This is a genomic window from Curtobacterium sp. MCBD17_023 (assembly GCF_003224415.1).
Classification (GTDB): Bacteria; Actinomycetota; Actinomycetes; order Actinomycetales; family Microbacteriaceae; genus Curtobacterium.
This window is the reverse complement of the sequence record NZ_QKLJ01000012.1, coordinates 19627-38149: the sequence shown is the minus strand read 5'-3', so window position 1 is coordinate 38149 and position 18523 is coordinate 19627. Positions and strand designations below refer to the sequence as shown.

Here is an 18523-nt window from a genome sequence, read left to right as displayed (position 1 = left end):
CGGAACCCACGAAAGGAACCACCAGCCATGAAGGCGAACACCTTCTGCAAGATCGGCGTCACGTTCGGGGCGACCGCCCTGATCGTCGGTGCCCTCGCCGTGCCAGCCGCCCAGGCGGACCCGGCCGGCAACGCGTTCGGCACCCTCGTCGGACTCGGCTCGGACACCACGCAGGACGTCATGAACGGCGTGGCGACGGCCGTCGGCGGTGGACAGATCGCCTCCTACGACGCGGCGAACGCCGGTCCCTCGGTGGTCACCCGTGCCGGCGGCAAGGCGATCCCGCGCGTGTCCGGATCCGGTGCCGGTCGTGACGCGCTCCTCGTCGCCATCGGTGCGATCGCCAGCAAGTCCGGCGTCGCGCTGGCCGACGGCACGAGCACGACGGTCGACTCCTCGGTGGTCGGTCAGCTCGACTTCGCCCGGTCCTCGAGCGGCCCGTCGAGCACCGCGTCCGACGGCGTCGTCGCGTACGTCCCGTTCGCCCGCGACGCCGTCGACGTGGCGTACGCCCCCGGCAGCAAGCTCGCGAAGGTCCCCTTCTTCGTCGGCGACGGCACCCAGGCGAAGACCGCCCCGACCCTGTGGAACGTGTACCGCGGCGACGTCACCCACGCCTACTTCAGGGCCGACGGCTCGTACGACTCGGTCGGCTCGTCCGCCACCGGCCCCGACGGCACCACGGCCGTGAAGATCAAGCCGCTCCTGCCGAAGTTCGGCTCGGGCACCCGCAGCTACTTCCTCGGCAAGCTCGGCCTCACCGACGCCTCCGGCTTCACCTCGACCAGCCCGTTCGTGTCCGACACGGTGGCCGGTGAGCCGATCGAGGAGCACAACGGCCAGGCGATCGTCGACAGCACCACCGGGGGAACGCTCGCCCTCGCCCCGTTCTCGGTCAGCCAGTGGGTCGCGCAGGCGAACGGCGTCGGCTCGGTCAAGGACCGTCGCCACGGCGTGGTGCTCGCGCCGCTGAGCGTCGTCGACGGCAAGCAGGCCCCGGCCACCACCGGCAGCGGCTCGTCGTACGCGACCAACCCCGCGTACGCCGGCTTCGTCCGCGACGTCTACAACATCGTGCCGTCCCGCCTGGCCGACGACCCGTCGAGCGCGATCGCGAAGACCTTCGTGGGCAAGGACTCGCTCGTCTGCAAGCAGACCGCCACGATCGCGGCCTACGGCTTCCTCCCGGAGCCCGCCACCACGCCGGCGACCACCTGCGGCTACGACCAGCTGCGCTCGGTCACCGCGTCCCCGAGCACCACGAAGCTCACCGTCCCGGCGACGGCCACGGCGGGCAAGGCCGTCACCGCATCGGTCTCCGTCGACTCGTTCGGCGCGGGCGGTGGCACGGTCAAGGTGTTCAAGGGCACCACGGTCGTGGGCATCGGCACGATCGCGCGCGGCGCCACGACCGGCACCGCCTCGGTCACCCTGCCCGCCGGATCGGCCTCGGTCACGGCGCTGTTCGTCCCGGCGCTCGCCGGTGTCGCGTCCAGCAGCTCCGCGCCGTCCACCGTCGACGTGGCCCCTGCGACCGCCGTGGCACTGACCGCCCCGAAGCTCACGGTCGGCAAGACCGCGAAGGTGGCCGTGACGGTCACCGGCGCGGACGCAGCCGGCGGCACGGTCACGCTGAAGAACGGCAAAGAGACCCTCGGCACCGCCCAGGTGGCCGCTGCCGGCACCGCGACCGTCTCGTTCGTCCCGAAGGCGGCCTCGTACAAGCTCAGCGCGGTCTACGTCGGGAAGGCGTCGGGCACGACCGTGACGAGCCCGACCGCGTCCGCCGCGGCGGCCAAGGGCACCGCGACCGTCACGGTCAGCGCGATCAAGTCGGTCAAGGCCTCGGCCAAGGCGAAGGTCGCCGTCCGGGTCTCCGGCGCCGGCTCGGTGCCGACCGGGACCGTCACCGTCAAGGAGGGCAGCAAGAAGCTCGCCTCCGGCACCGTGTCGAGCAAGGACGGCCGCGTGACCGTCACCCTGCCGAAGCTGAAGGCCGGCACCCACAAGCTGACCGTGTCCTACGGCGGCAGCACGACCTGGAACAGCGCCAGCAAGGCCGCGACCCTCAAGGTCACCAAGTAACACCCCCTGCCCGGTCGGCCGCACCGCGGCCGACCGGGCCCCTCCCACCACTGCGATGGACGAGACCATGACCAGCACCCCCTCCCGACGGGACCGGCCGGCCCGACGGCTGCCCGTCCTGCGCCGGCCGACCTCCCGACGCACGGTCCGTCGACCTGCCGTCCGCCGCCCGACCAGCGGGTGGTCGACGGAGCCCGTCGGTCCCGCCGCCCGGGCACTCCCGGTACTCGGCCGGCCCGAGCGGTGGCGGTTCGGCGGGTCCGCGCTCGTCGTGGTCGGGTTGCTGCTGGTCGGGTTCGCGTTGCAGTTCATCGCCGTCTCGCAGGTCTCGTACGTCCGCGACCAGCAGCTCGCCCTCGACGCCTACCGGTTCGACCTCGCGAACGCGACCGCCCCCGTGGGGCAGACCGGGCCCGACGGCCGTCTCGTCGCGGACGGCACCCCGGTCGCCCTCCTCCGGGTCCCCGCGATCGGCCTGCGCTCGGTCGTCCTCCAGGGCACCACGTCGGACGTCACGCGGTCCGGCCCGGGTCACCGGCGGGACACCCCGCTCCCCGGACAGGCGGGGGCGAGTGTCGTGTACGGACGCCAGACGGCCTACGGCGGCCCGTTCGGCCGCATCGCCGAGCTGCACCGCGGCGACACCCTCACCGCCACCACCGGCCAGGGCACCGCCCGGTACCGCGTGACCGACGTGCGCCGGACCGGCGACCCCGTCCCGGCCCCGATGGCGGTCGGTGACGGTCGGCTGACACTCGTCTCCGGTGCCGGGCTGCCGTTCCTTCCGCACTCCGTCGTCCGCGTCGACGCCGAGCTGGTGTCCGACCCGGCGCCGACCCCCACCCCGGCCTTCGGCTACTCCAGCCTCGAACCCCGCGAGCTCACGATGGCCGGCGACGGGACGGTCTGGCCGTTCGTGGTGCTCGGGCTCATCGTGCTCGCCGCGATGGTCGCGCTCTTCACGGTCGGGATGCGCCTGTGGGGCCACCGGCAGACCGTCGTGGTGGCCGTCCCCGTCGTGCTCGCCGTCGGACTCTTCGCGGCCTCGCAGCTCACCCTCCTGCTCCCCAACCTGATGTGACCGGAAAGGCCACCACCATGACCGACACCGCCACCACGGTCGACGAGTTCGACAGCTGGTTCGCCGCCGGCACCGACACCCCGACCGAGCTCATCCCGACGCTCACCCCGGCCACCCTCGACGCCCGTGACGTGTCCGCCTGGTTCGGTGACCACAAGGTCCTCGACCGGGTCTCGCTGACCATGCCGGCCGGTCAGGTCACCGCGCTCATCGGGCCGTCCGGGTGCGGCAAGAGCACGTTCCTCCGGACGCTCAACCGCATGCACGAACTCGTCCCCACGGCGTCGCTCGCGGGCGAGGTGCTGCTCGACGACGTCGACATCTACGACGCCTCCCGCCGCATCACCGAGGCACGACGCCAGATCGGCATGGTGTTCCAGAAGCCGAACCCGTTCCCCGCGATGAGCATCGCCGACAACGTCCTCGCCGGCCTCGCCCTCACCGGGGTCAAACTCGACAAGAACGCGAAGACCGACCTGGTCGAGGAGACCCTGACGAAGGCCGGGCTCTGGAACGAGGTCAAGGACCGCCTCCGGCAGGCGGGCGGCGGGCTCTCCGGCGGCCAGCAGCAGCGCCTCTGCATCGCCCGGTCGCTGGCGGTCCGGCCGCGGGTCCTCCTGATGGACGAACCGTGCTCCGCCCTCGACCCGACGTCGACGCGCCGCATCGAGCAGACCATCACCGAACTGGCGCGGGACGTCACCGTCGTCATCGTCACGCACAACATGCAGCAGGCCCAGCGTGTCTCCGACCGGTGCGCCTTCTTCCTGGCCGAGGCCGGCACCCCGGGCGCGATCGTCGAGCACGGTCCGACCGACGCGATGTTCGGTGCGCCGCAGGACCCGCGCACCGCCGACTACGTCAACGGCCGGTTCGGGTAGGCGGAGCGCGCCACCGCCGGGCGGCACGTCCCGACCGCACGGTACAGTCGGCGCGTGCAGCGACGATCAGTGGTGGTGACGGCCGGCGTGCTCGCGGCGGGCCTCGTGCTCGGCGGAGGTGCCACAGCGGGTGCGGTGACGACCGAGGCGTACATCGGCCCCGGTCCGCACGCGGTGTCCCGTGTCGCGGACGCCGGACAGCGGGCGACCACGATCGGCGTGGACGGCGTCACCCTCCGGGACGACGGGAAGGCCCTCGCCGCGGCACCCGACGGCCTGGCGCGTCTCGCCCGCACGGCACACGCGGCCGGTGCCCGGTCGGAGCTGCTCGTGAGCAACTTCTCGGAGACCCTGGGCGACTTCTCGCCCGAGACGGGCACGGCCCTGCTCGCCGACGCGACGAACCGCGACCGCGTGGCCCGCGCGCTCGCCCGGACGGCGCAGCGCGACGGCTTCGACGGCGTGCAGATCGACCTCGAGTCCCTGCGGGAGCAGGACCGACCGGGCCTCGTCGCGTTCATCGACGCGGTACGGGCGGCGGTCCGCGAGCGACTGGGCCCGAGCGCGAGGACGTCCATCGCCGTGATGGCCTCGACGGACCGGGCGGGCTACCGCGACACCGGCTACGACCTGCGGGAGATCGCCCGCCGTGTCGACCGGGTCGTGCTCATGACCTACGACCAGCACGGGCCGTAGAGCGGTCCGGGGACGATCGGTGCCCTCCCGTGGACGCGGCAGGTCGTCCGGGCGGCGCAGTCCGCCGGCGTCCCGCGCGGTCACATCGACCTGGGCGTCGCCGGGTACGGGTACGTGTGGGGACCCGGAGCCGTGGACCGCTCGTTGACCGTGGCACACGCGGCCCGGCTGGCGGGGGACCGGGCACGGTGGTCGGCGCGCAACGGCGAGTGGTCGGCGACGCTGGCGGACGGTCGGGAGCTGCACTGGTCCGACGCCCGCTCCTACCGGGTGCGCCAGGACCTGGCCCGCGAGCTCTCGCTGCACGGCGTCGCGATGTGGTCCCTGGACTCCATGCCGCTGCCGGAGGACCGTCCGCGCAACCGGTGACACATCCTCCGCTGGCTGTCATCGCGCCGGGGTAGCATCGCCGCACATCGACCCCGTGGCGAGGAGACCTGCGTGCCGGACCTGACCCACCGAACCGTCCCGATCGGCGTGATCCAGGAAGCCGGGGCGGCCATCGCCTCGTCGGTCGCGACCGTGGTGGACGGCAAGCCCGACGCGATCCGCACGGCGCTCACCGTCATGCTCGCCGAGGGCCACCTGCTCGTCGAGGACGTCCCCGGCGTCGGCAAGACCGTGCTCGCGAAGGCGCTCGGGGCGTCCGTCGGGGGGTCGGTCAACCGCATCCAGTTCACGTCCGACATGCTCCCGTCCGACGTCACCGGCGTGAACATCTACGATCAGTCGTCCGGCACCTTCCGGTTCTCACCCGGGCCGGTCTTCGCGAACGTCGTCATCGGCGACGAGATCAACCGCACCAGTCCCAAGACCCAGTCGGCCCTGCTCGAGGCCATGGCGGAGTCGCAGGTGACCGTCGACGGCGTCACCCGGCCGCTCGAGTCCCCGTTCATGATCGTCGCCACGCAGAACCCGGTCGACATGGAGGGCACCTACCCACTGCCGGAGGCCCAGCGCGACCGCTTCATGGCCCGCATCGCGATGGGGTACCCGAGCGCCGGCGCGGAACGGCGGATGCTGTCGGCCCGGGGCGCGCACGACCCGCTCGGCGACCTGCGCCCGGTCGTCGACGTCGACACCCTGCGGTCGATGATCGCCGCCGTCCGCACCGTGCACGTCGCCGCGGACGTCGCGGCGTACATCGTCGAGATCGTCCGCGTCACCCGCACGCACCCCGACCTGCTGCTCGGCGCGAGCCCCCGTGCGACCCTGCACCTGGCGCAGGCCGCCCGCGCCGCCGCGGCCCTCGCTGGACGCCCGTTCGTCACCCCGGACGACGTCGCGGCGCTCGCGCCGGTGGTCCTCGCCCACCGACTCGTCCCGGTCGCCCGCGGACTCGGGGGCGCGGCAGAGGACACCGCTCGCGAGATCGTCGTCCGCATCGTCGCCGACACCGCGGTGCCCTTCACCGCCACGCCCGTCCGGTCCTGATGGCGGACCTGCGTCCCCTCGCCGGGCGGCTCGCGCGTCGCACCGGCGCGACGCGCTCGGTGCTGTCCCGGTACGGACGGCGGGGGCTCGGGATGCTGCGGCGCACGCCGTTCCCCCGCCCGACGCTCCGCGGCTGGACCGTGACGGTGGCCGGCGTCGGCCTCGTCCTCGCCGGACTGGCGACGTCGATGAGCGTCGCCGTGACCGCCGGGCTGCTCCTCGTCGTCCTCGTCGTGCTCGGCGTCGTGACCGCACTCGCCGTGGCGGCGCCGCTCCGGGCCTCCCGGTCGGCACCGCGCGCGGTCGTGCAGGTCGGCGAGGTCTACCGGGAGCGGGTGACGCTCCGCGGCTCCGGCATGCGGTTCGCACCACGGTCGACGCTGCTCGTCACCGAGCAGCTCGACGACCTGTTCGTCAGCACGGCGGAGCCGACGTCGCTCCTGGCCGTCGGGCCGGCGACGCCGCCGGCCGTGCTCGACGTCGAGGCCCTCGCGATCTCCCGGGGGCGCGGCCTGGTCGGGCCGGTGACGGTCCGTGTCGAGGACCCCTTCGGCCTGCTGCGGATCGACCGGCCCGTCGTGTCCGCGGAGGAGGTCGTCGTCGTGCCCGGGTCCGTCCCGCTCGCGGCGCTCGACTCCGCTGCGCTCGCCGGGGCCGTGTCCGCCGACGAGGGGCGGGTCGGGCAGGGTGGGTCCGCCGACGACAGTGAACTGCGCCCCTACCGGCCCGGCGACCCGATCCGCCGGGTGCACTGGGGACAGAGCGCCAAGCGGGGCGACCTGCACGTGCGCCAGACCACCCAGGCCCAGCCGCCGGAGGCGGTCGTCGCGCTGGACGTGCGACGCGAGTCGTACCAGCAGCTCGGCCGGGACGACCTGGCCGAACTCGCCGACCTCGGTGGCGACCAGGCCTTCGAGCACGCCGTCGTGGTGGCCGCCAGCGTCGCCCGGGCGCTGTCGGCGCGGACCTCGCGCGTGGCCCTCGTGACCGACGGACCTGGCGGGGACGTCCGGCACAGCGGCGACGCCGGCGGGCTGTCCGAGGTCCTCGTCGGGCTCGCGGACGTCTCCGTGCGGAGCGGTGCCCGCGACGTGCCCGAGGTGCTGCACGGCGTCCGGGGCCGGGACGTGCACGGGATGACGGCCGTGGTGACCGGACACTGCACCCTCGACCAGGCCGCGGAACTCGTGTCCGCCACGAACGGGTCGAGCCGCGGCCTGCTCGTCACCGTGGTGCCGCCGGACCCGGCCGTGCGGGGCGTCCTCGACCGGGCCGGATGGCGCGTGCTCGTCGTCCCGGTGCCGGGCAGCACGACGGCGGGGCATGGCCGGTGACCGCCGACCCGACCGCGGACGGACAGCACGCATGACCGCCACCACCCCGAGCCGACCGCGGCCCCACGTCGACGTCCGCGAGGTCCTCGCCCGCGACGACCGCCTGCCGGACCGTCCCGACGCCCGCGTCGTCGCACTGGCCCCGGTGCCGGTGCTCGTCGCCGCCCTCGCGATCCGTCCGCTCGTGCAGGGGACCGCGTGGTGGGTGTCCGGCGTGCTCGTCACCGCCGTGCTCGTCGCCGTCGTGCTCGCGTTCCGGTCCCGCCCGCGCGGCGTCCGCTTCGTCGCGCTCGTCGCCACGCTCATCGTCACCTCGTGCGGGGTCGCGCTCCTCAACGGCTCGGCACCGCTCAGCTGGCTCGACCAGAGCGGTGCGCTCGGACAGACGCTCGCGGCCATCCGGCTCAACCCCGCGCCGCTGCCGCAGACCGACGCGATCCGCATCGTCGTCACCGTCGCGATCGCGTGGGTCGCCGGCGCGTCGCTGTTCCTGGCCGCGATCGCCCCGACGGCGGCGCTCGCTGCCGTGCCCGCGCTCGTGATCCTGCTCGTGCCGGGGATCATCACAGGGGAGGCCCCGTCCGTGTGGCTCGTGGTCCTCACCGCGCTCGCCTTCCTCGCGCTCCTCTGGACGTCCGTCCGTCCGGTGCAGCGGGCGCTCCCGGCCGCCGTGGTCGGTGCGATGGGGCTCGTCGTCGCGGTCGGGCTGCCGACCCTCGTGCCGCTCGACTCGGGGTGGCTCTCCGGCGTCACCGGCTCGGTCCGGTCGCCGATACAGCCGGGCCGTCCGGGGACGCTGCTCGAGCTCGGGCAGGACCTCCGTCGCCCGAGCGAGCTCGAGGTGTTCCGGTACCGGTCGGCCGACGGGCAGCCGCAGTACCTGAAGCTCGCCGACCTCGACGAGTTCGGGACCGGGGACTGGGTCCCGACCGTGACGGACGCCAGCACCGCCGACACCGCCGACCAGTCCCGGTGGGCGATCGGCGTGAACCCGCGGCTCGCCGGCCGTACCGACGTGACGGTCCGCATCACCGGGCTGTCGAGCAACTACCTGCCGCTGCCGGCGGGGGCGATGTCGGTCGAGTCGCAGTCGACCAACCTGGACCTCACCCAGTGGCGCTGGTCGGGCGACACGAACACGGTCCGGTCCGCCGGGCCGGCGACCGCGCGCGGCGCCACGTACGAGGCGTACGGCGCATCGGTGTCGGCGAACGCCTACCTCGACGCCGTGGCCGCGTCGGGGCGGCTCGGCCAGGCGGACGGCCGCGGCTTCCGCACCCCGTCCGCGGCGCAGCTCCGGACCGACACCGCGCTCCCCGACGACCTGCCGGCGGTGATCGCCGACACCGCCGCCCGGGTCGAGGGGTCGACGACGGGCGACTACGAGCGGGCACGTGCGCTCGAGCAGTGGTTCCGCAGCGGGCTGTTCGAGTACTCGGAGACGGCCCCCGTCGAGCGCGGGTACGACGGCGACAGCATGGACGTCGTCGCGACCTTCCTGCGGGAGCGATCGGGCTACTGCGTGCACTTCGCCTCCGCGATGGCGGTCATGGCCCGCACGCTCGGCATCCCGTCCCGCATCGCGGTGGGGTACCGGGCCGGAGGCGCGAAGGAGGACGGCGAGTTCACGGTGTCGAACCGGCAGCTGCACTCGTGGCCGGAGCTGTACATCCGCGGGGCCGGCTGGGTCGCGTTCGAGCCAACACCGGCGTCGGACGCCGCCGCGCAGGCCGAGTCCACCCCGACGTCGACGCCGTCGGCCGCCCCCTCCGAGACGCCGCTGCCCGCTCCGGGCGAGACCACCGCGCCCTCGGCCTCACCGAGCGCCGAGCCGAGTGCGGGGGCCGGGGCGGACGCAACCGGCGGGACGGGCGGTGGGGGAGCCTCCCGGGCCTGGGGCGTGCTCGTCGGACTGCTCGTCGCACTCGTGCTCCTCGTCGCGCCGGGCCTGCTGCGGGCGGTCCGTCGTCGCCGTCGGACGGCCGCGGTGTCCGCCGGCCGCGACCCGGCCGTGACCGCGTGGCGGGAACTCCTCGACGACCTCGACGACCACGGGTTCGCCCCGGTGTCCGCGCCGCCGGGCGACGCCGCCGCCGCCGCGCGGACGGCACGGGCGGTGCTCGGACGGCTCCGTGCGACCGTCCCGTCCGCGGTGGTCCCGCACCTGGAGACGGTCGTCGACGCGGTCGACCGGGAACGGTACGCGGCGGGTGGTGCGGCCGACCCGCAGGTGCTCGTGACGGCACTCCGGGAGGCCCGGACCGTGCTGGACGCGGCCGTGGCCCGCCGGCAGGTGCTGCGGTCGCGGCTGCTCCCGCCGAGCCTGCTTCCCTCGTCGGCGTGGACACACGGAAGACCGGTCAACGCGGCCGGATGACCGCCTCGACGAGGGCGGCGACCACGTCGCCCGGGTTGGCGTCGTCGAGCGCGGGGGCGTCGAACACGGTCCCGGAGTTGGCCGCGACGAGCAGCGTGGCGAAGGTGTCGAGCGGCATGCCGGGGTCGAGCTCCGGGTGCGCGGCGAACCACCGGTGGACGAGTTCGCGGACGCCGTCGTGCAGGTGTCGACGCTGTCGGACGAACTCGGGCATGAACTCGGGGTGGCGGATCGCGTAGCCCCGCAGTTCGGAGAGCAGTGCGAACTGGGCGCTCTGGTCATGCCGGCCGAACGCGGCGCGGACGACGTCCCCGACGTCCGCGGCCTCGATGTCGACGCGGACGAGCTCCTGCAGCGAGCGGAGCACGAGGTTCGTGGCCCGTTGCATGACCTGCCCGACGAGGTCCTCCTTCGACGAGAAGTTCGAGTAGACGGCGCCCTTGCTGAACCCGGCGGCGGCGGCGATGTCGTCGAGCCGGGCCTCGTGCACGCCCTGCTCGGCGAAGGCCCGGGCGCCGGCGGTGAGCAGGCGCTCCCGGACCTCGGCGCGTGGCGTGCGCGGGACCGACCTCGTGCGGTCGGGGCCGGTGGTGTGCGGTTCGGGTGCGTCGGTCATCGGATCCTGTTCCGGGACTCTGCGGGTCGGTGCCGGGGCATCGCCGGTGGTGACGGCGGTGCGTGCGGGCCGGGGAGCCGCGCCGTGCGTCGGTCGCCGCGCGGGCGGCAGCCCCTCGTGCCCGCACGTCCCGGACGGGACCGCCGTCTTCGGGTCACGTCGGTGCGACGACCGGGTGTGCGGCCGGGTCGATACCCGGCGGTCTCGAGTGTACGACGGCGCCGCCGCGGATCCCAGTGCCGATCTCAGTCCCCGGCGGGGTCCGCGGGATGCGGCGCTTCGCCGTCGGTGTGCACGCTGCCCGCGCCGGCTCGTCGACCGGGACGGCGGAGCAGCCGGACGGCCTCGGGGCGGACGAACCGACGACCACGCCCGCGCCCGCGGCGCAGCAGGGAGGCCAGCCGGGACTGCGGCTGCCAGTCGCGACCGTTCGGCAGGCCCCACCCGCGCCGGACCGCGCCCCACCGGAGGACGAGCGAGAGCAGGATCGCGACCAGGATGCCGATCGACGGCGAGCCGAGGTACGAGGCGACCACCATCACGGCGGACGCGGCGACCGCAACCGTCGCGTACAGGGCGTTCCCGCCGAAGACGGCCGGCACACGGCGCAGGAGCATGTCGCGCATGGCCCCGCCCCCCACCGCGGTGACGGTGCCCATGATGATCGCGGCGGGCCACTCCAGTCCGGCGTCGAAGGTCCGCTGCACGCCGACCACCGCCCAGAACCCGATGACGGCGGCGTCGAGCACGGTGAAGAGCCGGTCCCAGGTGCGTTCGGAGAAGGAGACGAAGAACGCCGCGAGGGCGCCGGCGACCGCGACCGGCAGGTAGAGCGGGTCGGTCAGGGCAACGGGCGGCCCGTTCTGCAGCAGGACGTCCCGCAGCAGCCCACCGCCGAGGCCGGACACGAAGCCGACCACGAGGAACCCGAACAGGTCGAAGTCCATCGTCCGCGCGATCGACCCGCCGAGCAGTGCGGACGCGAAGACCCCGGTGAGGTCGAGCACGTTCGTCACGGCGGCGAGGCCGTCCACGGTCAGCACGTTCATGGAGACCATCCAACCGCACGTGCGCCGCCCACCGGACGGAGAGGGGGGTGCCCTCCGCCGTTTCCCTGGAGGCGGAGGACACCCGCACCGCGGGGTCTCGACGGACGGAACCACCGTCCGGCGACCCGGCGCGATGCATCGCGATGCGACGGGAGCAGCGTACCGCGGCGCGGTGCGGAAACCGACCCGGGGACCCCGGGACGGCGACCGGCGGACCCGGGACCGCGCCTCCTGGCCGAGCAGACGGGACGGGCCCTCCCACCGGTCGGTGGGAGGGCCCGTCGGACGTGGCCGGGAGGGCCGTCAGCGGTCGGCGTGCACCGTCGCGTCGTGCGCGGCTCGCTTGCGGCGGGCGAGCACCAGGGCGGTCACGCCCGCGAGGAGCAGGAGCACCGCGGCGAGTGCGGGACCTGCGACCTCGGCGCCCGTGTAGGCCAGCGGTCCACCGTCGGCGTCGTCGGAGCCGCCACCGGCGATCGGCACCGCGACGAGGCCGCCGTCCGGGTCGGTCGGGACGGGTACGGCCGGCGTGGTCGGGTCGGTCGGGTCCGCGGGGACCGTCGGGTCGGTGCCGGGGACCGGCACCGGCTCCTCACCGGGTGCCGGGGCGACGAGCACCGGCACGGTCACGGCCAGCGTGATCCGCTGTCCGCTCGGCAGCTCGACGACGAGGGGCTCGTCCGAGGTCTCGACCGCGGCGGCCGCGGGGCGTGCGCGCTCGGTCGGGGTGGTGGGCTCGCCCGGCGTCGCGGCGCCGGGCTCCGGGACGGTGAAGGTCAGCGAGGCGCGGCCCTGCTCGTCGGTCGTGTCGACCACCGTGGTGTCGATCGGGGCGGACGCGAGTTCCGTGCCGCCGGCCGACACCGAGACCGTGCCGCTCTGGTCACCGGCGTTGCTGAAGACGAGCGACGAGAGGTCGACGGTCACCTCGTCGCCGGGCTGGAAGCCGCCCTCGGGTTCGGGCGTCGTGGTGACGCCGACGGCGCGCTGGTCGACCGCGACCTCGACGGCCGGGTGGGCCTGGAAGTACTCGACCTGGGCCTCCAGGTCGACCTTGCCGCTGTCCTGCTTGACGGCGGCCTGCTTGAAGGCGCCGAAGTTGTCGCCGCCACCGGCGAGGAACGAGTTGACCGTCACCTTGTAGGTGGTGTCGGCGCCGATCGGGTCCCCGTCGAGGGTCATCGAGGTGATCCGCGACCCTGCCGCAGCCTGCGCGTCGTAGGTGTACGAGAACCCCTCGGACGCGCCCAGCTTGAGGAACGGACGGCTCGCGGTCGTCGGCTGCCACTGCTGTTCGAGTGCCTGCCGGATCTGCTCGCCCGTCAGGTCGAGGACGACGAGGGTGTTGGCGAACGACTGGACGGCCGCCGCCTCCTTGTACGTCACGGCGCCCGCGGCGATGTCGTCGCGGAGTCCGCCGGGGTTCATGAACGCGATCTGCGAGCCCTGACGCTGGGTCTGGGCACGCTGGACCTCGGCGACGAAGTTCCCGAGCAGCGACTCGCCACCGCGGTTCTCGGAGCCGTTCGTCTGCACGGCGCGTTCGAGGTCACGGTCGACGGTGCCGAGCTCCACGGCACCGAGCTCGTCGGCCTCCGCCACGGCGGCGTCCACCGTGGCCTGCACCGCGGCGCTCTTCGGGTACGCGCCCTCGTCGACGAGCTTCAGGTTCTCCGCCTTCGTCGCCGTCACGGTGCCGTCCGCGGCGACCGTGAGCTGCACGTGACCGAGGTTGAAGCCGTACGACCCGGTCTGGATGACCGGGCGGGTGGCGGTGCCGTCCCCGACCGGCACCTGGTGCACGTAGGTCTGGTGCGTGTGCGCGGACAGGATCACGGAGACCTCCGGGCTCACGCCGCGCACCGCGCGGGCGAAGTCGGAGGCGCCGTCGAGGTCGGTTGCCGCGCTGGACTCCGCGCCGTCGTGCACGAGGAGCACGAGGACGTCGGCTTCGTCGTTGGACGGGTCCCCGTCCGTGAGCTGCGTCGCGACCTTGTTCACCTCGGTCGTGATGTCACCCATCTCGAGGCCCTCGATGCCGTCGGGGCTGACGAGGCCCTGGCCGACCAGGTCGACGGTGGCACCGATGAAGCCGACCCGCTTGCCGCTGATCTCCTGGATCGAGTACGGGTCGAACGCGGGCTCGCCGGTCGCGCTGTCGAGGATGTTCGCGGAGACGTAGTCCCACTGCGCGTTGCGCGCACCGTCGGCACCGATCACGCGGTCGCGGAGGTCGGCCTGGCCCTTGTCGAGTTCGTGGTTCCCGATGGCGCTGACCGACAGGTCCATCTGGTTGAGGACGTCGATCGTGGGCTGGTCCTGCTGGATGAAGGACTCGAACGTCGAACCGCCGATGTTGTCGCCCGAGCTGACGAAGGCGGACGTCGACCGGTCGGGGCCGCGGAGCTGGTCGAGGGCGCCGGCCAGGGTCGCAGCGCCGGCGGCGTCCCCGTCGCGCGGGGTCGGCTTGCCCGCCGTCTGCGAGATCGACCGCACGATGCGGCCGTGGAAGTCGTTGACGTTGTACAGGTCGATCGTGGTGTCACCGGCGGCGGCCACGGTGACGGGTGCGGTCGCGCCGGCGGGGGCCTCGGCCGCGGTGGCCGGAGCGCCCAGGGCGACGAGGACGCCCGCGGTGGCGAGGGCGGTACCGGCGACGATGCCGCGCCTCCGCCTGGGAGTGGGTTCGGGGAAGTGGGACGGGCTCATCGGTGTGAGGACTCCTGGTGTGGTGGTTCTGCCCCCGGGTGGGGGACACGACCTCACGAACCTACGAGGACCCACAGCCGACACGCCAGGACGGCGTCGCCTCCGTAACACGGTGTTCAACTGTGGGGCACGACCCGCCCCGTGCGACCGCGGTCGTCAGTCGCGGCGGAGGGCGCCCTTCGCACGCTCGACGACCTCCGCCGCCATCGCCTTCGCGGAGTCCTTCACCACGTCGAACTCGACCGGGTCGCCCTTGAGCAGGCTCTTCGCGGTGTTGACGGCGTACTCCGCGGTGATGTGCGGCGGCAGCGGGGGCACACTCCGGCTCACGTACGCGTCGATGAGGGTCACGCCCGGGAACGCGAACGCCCGCTCCACGGCCGCGTCGACCTCGTCGTCGCTGTGCACGGCGATGCCCTGGAAGCCCAGCAGTCGGGCGTACCCGGCGTAGTCCATCGTCTCGACGTCCTGCGAGCCGCGCCACATCGGGTTGCCGTCCTCGGTGCGCATCTCCCACGAGACCTGGCCGAGGTCGTCGTTGTGCATCACCACGATGACGAGCTGCTTGTCCTCCCACCGGTCCATGTACTTCTTCACGGTGATGAGCTCGTTCATGCCGAGCATCTGGAACGCGCCGTCGCCGATCGTGCACACGGCCGGGCGGTCCGGGAAGGCGAACTTCGCGGTGACGGCGTACGGCATCGCGGCGAGCATCGTCGCGAGCCGACCGGACATGTCCCCGTGCATGCCCCGGCGGAGCCGGATGTGGTGGCCGTACCAGTCGGCGGTGGTGCCGGCGTCGCAGGTCACGGTGACGCCCTCCGGCAGCCGCTCGTTCACGGCGCGGACGACCCGGCGCGGGTTGACCCCGTCGCTGTAGGCGACCTCGGCCTGGCGGGCCATCTCGGCCTCCCACTCGCGCATTTCGTCGGCGAGCTGCTCCTGCCATCCCAGGTCGGTCTTCTGCTCGAGGAGCGGGAGCACGGCGTCGAGCGTGGCCCCGACGTCGCCCCACATGTTGAGTTCGTTCGGGTAGCGCAGGCCGAGCTGCTCCGGCTTGATGTCGACCTGGATCCCGCGCGCCTGCCCCACCGCGGGCAGGTACTCGCCGTACGGGTAGTTCGTGCCGAGGAGCACGATCGTGTCGCACTCCTTGATCTGCGTCAGGCTGGGGCGGGAGCCGAGGAGCCCGACCTGCTGCGTGTGGTACGGCACGTCGGACGGCACGACGTCCTTGCCGCGGAGCGCCGTGATGACGCCGGCGCCGGCCTTCTCGGCGGCCGCGAGGACCTGGTCCGTCGCACCGCGGGCACCGGCGCCGACCAGGAAGGTCACCTTCTCCCCGGCGTTGATGATGTCCGCCATCTTCCGGATGTCCTCGGCGGGCGGTGTGATGCGCGTCGACGCGGGGACGTCGCTCGACCGGGACACCCAGTGCTCCGCGCCGGGCTCCGACCACGTCATCGCCTGCACGTCGTGGGGGAGCACGACCACGGCGGGTTGCTTGCGGAGCATCGCGGTGCGGAACGCGGTGTCGATGACGACCCCGGCGGCGTCCGGCGATGCGATCGTCTGCACGTAGCACGCGACGTCGGCGAACACGCGCTCGAGGTTCGACTCCTGCTGCGTGAACGTGCCGACCGCGGCGAGACCCTGCTGCCCGACGATCGCGACGACCGGCTGGTTGTCCATCTGGGCGTCGTACAGGCCGTTGAGCATGTGGAACGCACCGGGGCTCGAGGTCGCGATGCAGACGCCGACCTCGCCGGTGAACTTCGCGTGCGCGGTCGCCATGAGCGCGGCGATCTCCTCGTGCGTGGGGCGGATGTACTCGACGCCCTCGCCCTTGCCGTCGGCCTTGCCGAGCGCGCCGTCGAACTCGCCGATGCCGTCGCCCGGGTAGCCGTACACCCGGGTCACGCCCCAGGCCTTGATCCGGTCGAGGACGAACTCACTCACGTTCTGGCTCATGGGACCAGGGTGCTCGCGGTGTGTCCGTGCGTTCCCAGCACCCGGTCACCGGACGGGAGGCCCGGGTCACGCGACCGACGTCGGTCCCGCGATCCGGGCCTCCCGTCCGGCGGCGACGCCGCTACTCGGCGGCGATGAGCGGCCGGAGCGTCCGGTGGGCGATCCGGAGACCTTCGAGGACCTTCACGTCCTCGCCGCCCCAGAGCGGGTCCTCGTGCTCGACGGACAGCGTGCCGTCGAACCCGGCCTCGTAGAGCCGGTCGACCACGCGGGGCCAGTCGACGACCCCGCGGCCGGGGACCCGGAACCGCCACCAGCCCATCTCCCACGGGTCCTCGCCCTTGTCGACCTTGCCGAAGAAGCCGTACTCGTTCCGCCTGCCGGGGAAGAGCTCGACGTCCTTCGCCTGCGCGTGCACGATGTGCTCGGCGAACGGCAGGATCGTCTCGACCGGGTCGATGCCGATCCAGGTGAGGTGCGACGGGTCCCAGTTCAGCCCGAAGCCGAGTCCGGTGACCCACTCCCAGAGCTCGGGCGAGTACGCGATGTTGCCCGGGTAGCCGTCCGGGTGCCAGCCCTCCATGACGCAGTTCTCGATGACGAGCCGCACCCCGCGCTCGCCGGCGTAGTCGACGAGCTCGGGCAGGACGCGGTCGCCCTCGGCCATGTTCTCGCGCACCGACTTCGTCATGTCGCGGCCGACGAAGGTGCCGACGTACGGCACGCCGAGCAGCTGCGCGGCGTCGACCGCGTGCCTGAGGTGGGTGCGGACCTCCTCGCGGCGGGCGGGGTCCTGGTGCAGGTTGTTCTCGTAGTAGGCCAGCGCGCTGATCTCGAGGCCGGTGCGGTCGAGCAGCTCCCGGGTCGCCCGTGCGTCCTCGTCGGTGAAGGTGGCGACGGGCAGGTGCGCCGCCTCGAAGTCGCGTCCGCCGGTGCCGGGCCAGACGGCGACCTCGAGCCGCTCGTAGCCCTCGGCACTCGCGAACTCCGCGATGTGTGCCAGGTCCCACCCGGGCAGGCACGCGGTCAGCATCCCCAGCTTCATCGGATCTCCCTCCAGGCGGCGTCGCCGGCGCTGGCGACCACGGTGTCGATGATGCGCGCCGAGCGGGCCCCGTCCGCGAAGGTCGGCAGACCCTCCGGTGCGGCACCGGTCGTGACGGCGGTGTAGGTGTCGGCGACGAACGCGGCGAACGCGTCGACGTAGCCCTGCGGGTGTCCGGACGGCACGACAGCCAGACGCCGCTGGTCGGGCGAGCCCTGGGACGGGTCCCGGACGACGATCTGCGCCCCGGTCTCGTTGCCGAACCAGGCGGTCTCAGGCTGCTCCTGGTCGAACGCGGCCGACCCGAGCGTGCCGTCGACCTCGAACCACAGGCGGTTCTTCCGGCCGGCGGACACCTGCGAGATGACGACGTTGCCGATGCGCCCGGCGCCGGTGCGGAACGTCGCGACCGCGGTGTCCTCGGTCGTCACCTCGGCCCGTTCGGCAGCGTCGGCGATCGGGTCGGGGTCGGGTGTGCCGGAGAACGACATGCCTGAGGCAGCCGGACGGGTCGGGTGGACGATGTCGGTGACGGCGCTGACCGAGGCGAACTGCTCACCGGTGACGAACTCGACGAGGTCGCACCAGTGCGAGCCGATGTCGGCGAAGGCCCGGGACTGCCCACCGGCACCGGAGTCGACCCGCCACGAGGACGCGTCCGAGTCGAGCATCCAGTCCTGCAGGTAGTGGCCGTGCACGGCGAGGACGCGTCCGAGCTCCCCGGCGCCGATGCGCGAGCGGATCTCCCGCACCATCGGGTGGTAGCGGTACACGAACGGGACCGTCGCGACGACCCCGGCGTCGGCGGCGGCCTGCTCGAGTTCGGCGGCCTGCGCGGCGGACACGGCGAGCGGCTTCTCGCACACGACGTTGATGCCCGCGCGGACGAGCGCGAGCGTCTGGGGGTGGTGCTGGTCGTTCGGCGTGCAGACGTGCACGACGTCGGGGCGGTCGGCGATCACCGCGTCCAGGTCGTCGTAGCCGCGGTCGAGCCCGAGCTGCGCGGCGACCTGTGCGGAGCGCTTCCGGTTCCGGCCGAGGACACCCAGCACCTCGGCGCCGGCGGCCCGCGCGGCACGGACGTGCACGGCCGCGATCATCCCGGTGCCGACCACGGCGACCCGGAGACGCCCGCCCTGCCGGGACGCGGACCGCGGCGGCCCGGCCAGCTGCTGGTCCACGTCCGGTGCGTGGACGGTGCCCTCTGTCGTCATGGTGCTCCCTCGCGCCGTGTCGACGCTCCTG

Annotated in this window: 14 protein-coding genes; 8 read left to right on the top strand and 6 right to left on the bottom strand. The window is 73.5% G+C overall.

All coding sequences use genetic code 11. From position 1 onward, the window contains the following. The first annotated feature begins 27 nt into the window (after nt 1-27). The 8 genes from DEI84_RS12355 to DEI84_RS12320 all read left to right on the top strand — a co-directional run bounded on the left by DEI84_RS12355 (nt 28) and on the right by DEI84_RS12320 (nt 9888). A complete protein-coding gene (locus tag DEI84_RS12355; protein ID WP_110891040.1) occupies nt 28-2085 on the top strand; it encodes an Ig-like domain-containing protein in 2058 nt (685 codons plus the stop codon). A gap of 67 nt (nt 2086-2152) precedes the next feature. Beyond that, complete coding sequence (locus tag DEI84_RS12350; RefSeq protein ID WP_181420444.1) at nt 2153-3166, top strand: sortase; 1014 nt, start codon at nt 2153-2155, stop codon at nt 3164-3166. 17 nt (nt 3167-3183) lie between these two features. Beyond that, the gene (locus tag DEI84_RS12345) at nt 3184-4047 is read left to right on the top strand and encodes a phosphate ABC transporter ATP-binding protein (protein WP_110891038.1); all 864 of its coding nucleotides are present in this window, start codon (nt 3184-3186) and stop codon (nt 4045-4047) included. 54 nt (nt 4048-4101) lie between these two features. Further along, nucleotides 4102-4743: a glycosyl hydrolase family 18 protein gene (locus DEI84_RS12340; RefSeq protein ID WP_110891037.1), complete on the top strand. Its 642-nt coding sequence runs from the start codon at nt 4102-4104 to the stop codon at nt 4741-4743. A gap of 144 nt (nt 4744-4887) precedes the next feature. Beyond that, on the top strand, nt 4888-5112 hold the full coding sequence (locus tag DEI84_RS12335; protein WP_146236364.1) for a hypothetical protein: 225 nt from the start codon (nt 4888-4890) through the stop codon (nt 5110-5112). Nucleotides 5113-5184: 72 nt separating this feature from the next. Next, nucleotides 5185-6177: an AAA family ATPase gene (locus tag DEI84_RS12330; protein ID WP_375537654.1), complete on the top strand. Its 993-nt coding sequence runs from the start codon at nt 5185-5187 to the stop codon at nt 6175-6177. Further along, entirely contained in the window at nt 6177-7511 is a 1335-nt protein-coding gene (locus tag DEI84_RS12325) for a DUF58 domain-containing protein (protein ID WP_110891035.1), read from the top strand. The genes DEI84_RS12330 and DEI84_RS12325 overlap by 1 nt, the downstream gene beginning before the upstream one ends. Before the next feature lie 31 nt (nt 7512-7542). Further along, on the top strand, nt 7543-9888 hold the full coding sequence (locus tag DEI84_RS12320) for a DUF3488 and transglutaminase-like domain-containing protein (RefSeq protein ID WP_181420443.1): 2346 nt from the start codon (nt 7543-7545) through the stop codon (nt 9886-9888). Here DEI84_RS12320 and DEI84_RS15495 read toward each other — a convergent pair. From DEI84_RS15495 to DEI84_RS12290, 6 genes are all read right to left on the bottom strand, one after another. Continuing rightward, complete coding sequence (locus tag DEI84_RS15495) at nt 9872-10504, bottom strand: TetR/AcrR family transcriptional regulator (protein ID WP_146236363.1); 633 nt, start codon at nt 10502-10504, stop codon at nt 9872-9874. The genes DEI84_RS12320 and DEI84_RS15495 overlap by 17 nt on opposite strands. Before the next feature lie 245 nt (nt 10505-10749). Next, nucleotides 10750-11553, bottom strand: coding sequence for a trimeric intracellular cation channel family protein (locus tag DEI84_RS12310; protein WP_110891068.1), 804 nt, complete (start codon nt 11551-11553; stop codon nt 10750-10752). Between the two features lie 303 nt (nt 11554-11856). Then, nucleotides 11857-14262, bottom strand: coding sequence for a 5'-nucleotidase C-terminal domain-containing protein (locus tag DEI84_RS12305; protein ID WP_110891033.1), 2406 nt, complete (start codon nt 14260-14262; stop codon nt 11857-11859). Between the two features lie 156 nt (nt 14263-14418). After that, the gene (locus DEI84_RS12300) at nt 14419-16233 is read right to left on the bottom strand and encodes a thiamine pyrophosphate-requiring protein (protein ID WP_110891032.1); all 1815 of its coding nucleotides are present in this window, start codon (nt 16231-16233) and stop codon (nt 14419-14421) included. Nucleotides 16234-16354: 121 nt separating this feature from the next. Continuing rightward, a complete protein-coding gene (locus DEI84_RS12295) occupies nt 16355-17278 on the bottom strand; it encodes a sugar phosphate isomerase/epimerase (RefSeq protein WP_110891031.1) in 924 nt (307 codons plus the stop codon). Further along, nucleotides 17275-18492 carry a Gfo/Idh/MocA family protein gene (locus tag DEI84_RS12290; RefSeq protein WP_110891030.1) on the bottom strand — a complete coding sequence of 406 codons (1218 nt, stop codon included), beginning with the start codon at nt 18490-18492 and terminating at the stop codon, nt 17275-17277. The genes DEI84_RS12295 and DEI84_RS12290 overlap by 4 nt, the downstream gene beginning before the upstream one ends. Nucleotides 18493-18523 lie beyond the last annotated feature (31 nt).